Origin of the sequence: Pseudoalteromonas sp. S3260 (assembly GCF_005886925.1) — a bacterium.
Taxonomy (GTDB): Bacteria; Pseudomonadota; Gammaproteobacteria; order Enterobacterales; family Alteromonadaceae; genus Pseudoalteromonas; species Pseudoalteromonas tetraodonis.
This window is the reverse complement of the sequence record NZ_PNCV01000171.1, coordinates 1-5,652: the sequence shown is the minus strand read 5'-3', so window position 1 is coordinate 5,652 and position 5,652 is coordinate 1. Positions and strand designations below refer to the sequence as shown.

The window sequence follows — 5,652 nt, the reverse complement described above, 5'->3', positions numbered from 1 at the left end:
GTCTTAGTTGCTCGGTTTTTACTTAGCCCACTAGGTTACAAACCTCGCGCCGCGATTAAATCGCCCCTAGTTTGAACAAATTTTAATCCGTAAAGGGCAACAGACCCTAATATTAACGGCATTTATCGCCGCCACCTATGTAATACCAACCAGCGCCGAGTTATACTCGGCGTGTTTTGTTTTAATTAAGAGCAAGTATGTCTACACAATTACGAATTTTTAAAGCTGATGCGGCATTAAAATGGTTTAAAGCGGGTTGGCTAATTTTTAAAACTCAGCCATTAACTTTTATTTTTATGCATTTGTTTATTGGCATTGTTGGCTTGTTGTCGTTATTTTTGCCGGTATTACAAATAGCTGCAGCATTGGCTACACCATTTTTAACCGCTGGTTTTTATCAAGCCGTGCTTACCAAGCAGCAGGGCGGAAAAATTATGTTAGCCGATATTTTGAAGCCCTTTTCAGCCAAAGGAAATCGGTTAGGCTTATTTCGCTTAGCGCTTTATCAAATGGGTGCCGGTATTTTAATTGCCTTGCTCGCCAATGGGTTATTTGCTGATGCAATGACGGTTATGACACAGCCTAGCCTAGATCCAAACACCGCTGTTAGTCAAATGCTTGAGAGTATTTCGCTTGCTAACGTGGCATTGTTTTTAATTGCGCTCTCTATTTACTTTACTTCGTTTGCCTACGCAGTACCGCTGGTTTATTTTAATAAAGAGCAACGTATTTTAAATGCCTTAAAAAGTTCGTTTATGGTGTTTTATTATAATATTTTACCATTAAGTGTTTATGGTATTATTTGCGCATTATTAATGGTGTTGTCGATGTTCTTATCGCTACTACCGCTGTTGATTTTAATGCCAATTTGCTACATTAGTTTCTTTGTATCTTATCAGGCTATTTTTATGCCCGTTGTGCCACCAAGTGATGACAGTAACATTAAGCCTTTAAGTAGCGAGCAAAGCGGACGCTTTGACGCTTAATGGATGATACGTTAAAACAAAAGTTAAAAAACTATGTGCTTTGGTTGCTTGGTCGGCAAGAGTATTCGCGCCGTGAGTTAACCCAAAAGTTACAGCAAAGAGAAGCAACCGACGAGTTCATAGAAAACCTGCTTGATTGGTGTGAAAAGCACAATTTTATTAACGAGCAGCGTTACTGTGAAGGGTTTGTAAGAAAGCACATATTTAAATGCCATGGCTTAAAGCGAATTCAAAGTGAGGCCATGAGTAAAGGGATTGATAGAGCACTGCTTGAAACAGTGGTTGATGAGCTGGAAATAGATTGGTTTGAGCTCGCGCAGGAAGCGTACAACAAAAAATATTCAACGACACCGGCAGACCTCGAGTACAAAGAAAAAGCTAAGCGCGTGCGCTACTTAATGTATCGAGGTTTTAGCTATGATCAAATAAATTTTGCAATGCAAGCACAGTAAATACAGGTGAGACTTTCACATGCAGCACATGACTACCGCACAAATTAGGCAACAGTTTTTAGACTTTTTTGCCAGCAAACAACATCAAGTTGTTCCTTCTAGTTCGCTTATACCGGGTAACGATGCCACGTTGTTATTTAATAATGCCGGTATGGTGCAATTTAAAGATGTATTTTTAGGCGCCGAAAGCCGCCCTTATACACGCGCAACCAGTTCGCAGCGTTGTGTGCGTGCTGGTGGTAAACACAACGATTTAGAAAATGTTGGTTACACAGCACGTCACCATACCTTTTTCGAAATGCTAGGTAATTTCAGCTTTGGTGATTATTTTAAGCAAGATGCAATTAAATTTGCGTGGGAGTTTTTAACTGAGGTTGTAAAACTACCAAAAGAAAAGCTGTTAGTGACCATTTACCATGATGACGAAGAAGCCTTTGGCTACTGGGCTAACGATATAGGTTTACCTGAAGATCGTATTATTCGTATTGCAACGAGCGATAATTTTTGGTCTATGGGTGATACCGGCCCTTGTGGTCCATGTTCTGAAATATTTTATGATCACGGTGAGCACATTTGGGGTGGTCCTCCGGGCACTCCTGAAGAAGATGGCGACCGTTTCATTGAAATTTGGAACTTAGTATTTATGCAATACAACCGTCAAAGCGACGGGACTATGGAGCCACTTCCTAAGCAATCTGTTGATACTGGTATGGGCCTTGAGCGTATTTCAGCTATTTTACAAGGTGTGCATTCAAACTACGAAATCGATTTATTCCAAGGCTTAATTGCCGCCGCTGCAAGCGTTACTAATGCACAAGATATGGATGATAAGTCGCTTCGCGTGGTGGCGGATCATATTCGTTCGTGTGCGTTTTTAATTTCAGATGGGGTTATGCCATCAAATGAAGGCCGTGGTTATGTATTGCGTCGTATTATTCGTCGTGCAGTACGTCACGGTAATAAGTTAGGTGCTAAAGGCGCGTTTTTCTATAAATTGGTTGCTGCACTTATTGAGCAAATGGGTCAAGCGTACCCAGAGCTTGCTAAGCAACAAGAAATTATTGAAAAAGTACTGCGTATTGAGGAAGAGCAGTTTGGTAAAACGCTTGAGCGTGGTTTAGCTATTTTAGAAGAAAGCTTGAGTGATTTAACCGGGGATGTGATCCCAGGTGACTTAGTATTTAAACTTTACGATACCTATGGTTTCCCTGCCGATTTAACAGCTGATGTAGCGCGTGAGCGCCAAATGACCATTGACCATCAAGGTTTTGAAGCATGTATGGCAGTGCAACGTAAAACAGCACAGCAAGCGGGCAAATTTGGTGCAGATTATAATGAGCAATTAAAATCAGATAAGCACACTGATTTTAAAGGCTACGATAGTAATCATTACCGTGGCACTGTAGTAGAAATTTTTGCCGGTGGCGAATCTGTATCGTTATTAGAAGATGGTCAGCAAGGTATTATTGTTTTAGACCGTACTCCGTTTTACGCTGAATCAGGCGGCCAAATTGGTGATAGCGGTACAATTACTGTTGCCGGTGGTGAGTTTAATGTAACGAATACCACTAAATTGGGTAATGCTTTTGCTCATCATGGAACAGTACAAGGGCGTATTGGCGTTAACGATAAAGTGGATGCGACCATTGACGATGCGCGTCGTGAAAGCATTAAGAAAAATCACACAGCTACGCACATTTTACATGAAGCATTGCGTCAGCTTTTAGGTGAGCACGTATCGCAAAAAGGCTCACTTGTGCAGCCAGATCGTCTGCGTTTTGATTTCTCACATTTTGAAGCGGTGACCAAACAAGAACTGCGCGAAATTGAACGTGTAGTAAATGACGAAATTCGTCGTAACTTTGCACTTAATACTGAGCTAATGGCAATTGATGATGCTAAAGCAAAAGGTGCTATGGCATTGTTTGGCGAAAAGTACGATGACGAAGTACGTGTAGTAACCATAGGTGATTACTCAATTGAGCTTTGTGGTGGTACACACGTAGAGCGTACAGGTGACATTGGTTTATTCAAAATTGTATCTGAAAGCGGTATTGCTGCCGGTGTTCGTCGTATTGAGGCGGTAACCGGTGCAGAAGCAATCGCTTATGTTAATGAACAAGAACAGCAATTAGCAGATGTTGCAGCACTTGTAAAAGGTGACAGTGCGTCAGTACTTGAAAAAGTAACTGCCTTACTTGAAAAGTCGAAAGGACTTGAAAAGCAAGTTGCCCAACTTAACGATAAACTAGCCAGTGCGGCAGGTGCATCGTTACTTGATTCAGTGGTTGAAATTAACGGGGTTAAATTGTTAGTTGCCAACGTTGAAGGAACTGAATCAAAAGCGCTTCGTGGCATGGTTGATGATCTTAAAAATAAGATTGGCTCAGGCGTTATTGCTTTAGGTGTTGCCAGCGGTGATAAAGTAAGCCTAATTGCGGGTGTAACTAAAGACTTAACCGATAAAGTAAAAGCGGGTGAGTTAGTTAACCACATGGCAGGCCAAGTAGGTGGTAAAGGCGGCGGTCGTCCAGATATGGCGCAAGCGGGTGGTTCTGAGCCACAAAACTTAACTGCAGCACTTGATAGCGTAACAGCTTGGTTAACTGAGCGTACTTAAGCTTAAGTGGCACTTATAGTTCAAAAATTTGGCGGCACTTCGGTAGGCTCAATAGAGCGTATTGAAGCGGTCGCCGACCTTGTTGTTAAAACTAAGCAACAAGGCCACCAAGTGGTGGTGGTGCTTTCGGCAATGTCGGGAGAAACCAATCGCTTAATTAATCTTGCCAAACAAATCGACTCTCGCCCGAGTAGTCGTGAACTCGATGTATTACTCAGTACCGGTGAACAAGTCTCTATAGCTTTATTAGCGATGGCGATTATTAAACGCGGCCATTCTGCGGTAAGCTTGTTAGCCGATCAGGTGAATATATTAACCGATAACATGTTCGGTAAAGCCCGTGTAGAAGACGTGGCTGCAACGCGTTTAAAACATGAACTTGAACATAACCGTATTGCTATTATTGCCGGCTTTCAGGGGCGCGATATTGAGGGCAACGTGACTACGCTTGGGCGTGGTGGCACCGATACCTCTGCGGTTGAAATAGCGGGTGCAATAAAAGCGGATGAATGTCAGATCTATACTGATGTTGATGGCGTATATACAACAGATCCTCGAATTGAACCTAATGCACGACGTTTAAGCCATGTAACCTTTGCCGAAATGCTTGAGCTGGCAAGTTTAGGCGCTAAAGTGCTACATATTCGCTCTGTAGAGTCGGCTGGTAAGCACAATGTACCATTAAGAGTGTTATCTAGCTTTAAACCTGATGAAGGTACATTAATTAGTTTTGAGGAGAGCGACGTGGCGAGTAACGTTGTGTCGGGTATTGCATTTAATCGAGATGAGTGCTTAATTCAGGTGCATGGAATGCCGCAAGGCACCAAACATCTTGCAAAAGTTTTGAAACTTTTTGCTGATAATGGCATCGAAATAGATATGATTAATCAAATTAATCATAAAGTTGAAAAAGTCGACTATGCTTTTACTGTGCATTTAAATGATTACTTAAACGCACTTGATTTGTTAACGGCTGAGCAACAGCAATTTGACGCACAGGCAATTGACGGATTGACCAATGTGGCGAAAGTGTCAGCGGTGGGTATGGGGATGAAATCTCATTCCGGGGTAGCGAGTTTATTTTTTGATTCGTTAGCACAAGAAAACATTTATGTGATGTTTGTTGCCACCTCAGAGATCAAAATTTCAGTTTTAATAGATGAAAAATACCTAGAGCTGGCTGTTCGTGCATTACATAAGACATTTTTAACAGAAAATGAATAGATTGAGAGTTTTTACTTACTTTTTAGTCTAATTTTAATTAAAATGTTTGTGCGGAATCTTATAATTTTATTGGAACATGGGAGCAAGAGAATGCTAATACTAACTCGTAGAGTAGGCGAGACCCTTATGATTGGTGACGAAGTAACCGTTACTGTTCTAGGTGTTAAAGGAAATCAAGTTCGTATCGGTGTTAACGCACCTAAAGACGTATCAGTTCATCGTGAAGAAATTTACATGCGCATACAAGCTGAAAAGTCTAACCCTAATCCGGGCAATGCTTAATCAACATAGTATAAAATGTGCTAGTTAATATAACTATGACATTTGTAAAAGCCACTCATTGAGTGGCTTTTTTGTTTTCAGCCCCTAA

The 5,652-nt window shown here is 41.3% G+C and carries 5 protein-coding genes; all 5 read left to right on the top strand.

All coding sequences use genetic code 11. The features are described from left to right. Window positions 1-197 precede the first annotated feature (197 nt). The 5 genes from CWC14_RS17820 to csrA all read left to right on the top strand — a co-directional run bounded on the left by CWC14_RS17820 (window position 198) and on the right by csrA (window position 5,564). Window positions 198-986 (top strand): BPSS1780 family membrane protein, encoded by a 789-nt coding sequence (locus tag CWC14_RS17820; protein ID WP_138564226.1) that lies wholly within the window; start codon window positions 198-200, stop codon window positions 984-986. Next, a complete protein-coding gene (locus CWC14_RS17815) occupies window positions 986-1,438 on the top strand; it encodes a regulatory protein RecX (RefSeq protein ID WP_010390806.1) in 453 nt (150 codons plus the stop codon). The genes CWC14_RS17820 and CWC14_RS17815 overlap by 1 nt, the downstream gene beginning before the upstream one ends. Window positions 1,439-1,457: 19 nt before the next feature. After that, the gene (alaS, locus tag CWC14_RS17810; RefSeq protein WP_138564224.1) at window positions 1,458-4,058 is read left to right on the top strand and encodes an alanine--tRNA ligase; all 2,601 of its coding nucleotides are present in this window, start codon (window positions 1,458-1,460) and stop codon (window positions 4,056-4,058) included. A 6-nt stretch (window positions 4,059-4,064) separates the two neighbouring features. Beyond that, entirely contained in the window at window positions 4,065-5,282 is a 1,218-nt protein-coding gene (locus tag CWC14_RS17805; RefSeq protein ID WP_138564222.1) for an aspartate kinase, read from the top strand. Between the two features lie 90 nt (window positions 5,283-5,372). Further along, window positions 5,373-5,564, top strand: coding sequence for a carbon storage regulator CsrA (gene csrA / locus CWC14_RS17800; protein WP_004587515.1), 192 nt, complete (start codon window positions 5,373-5,375; stop codon window positions 5,562-5,564). Window positions 5,565-5,652 lie beyond the last annotated feature (88 nt).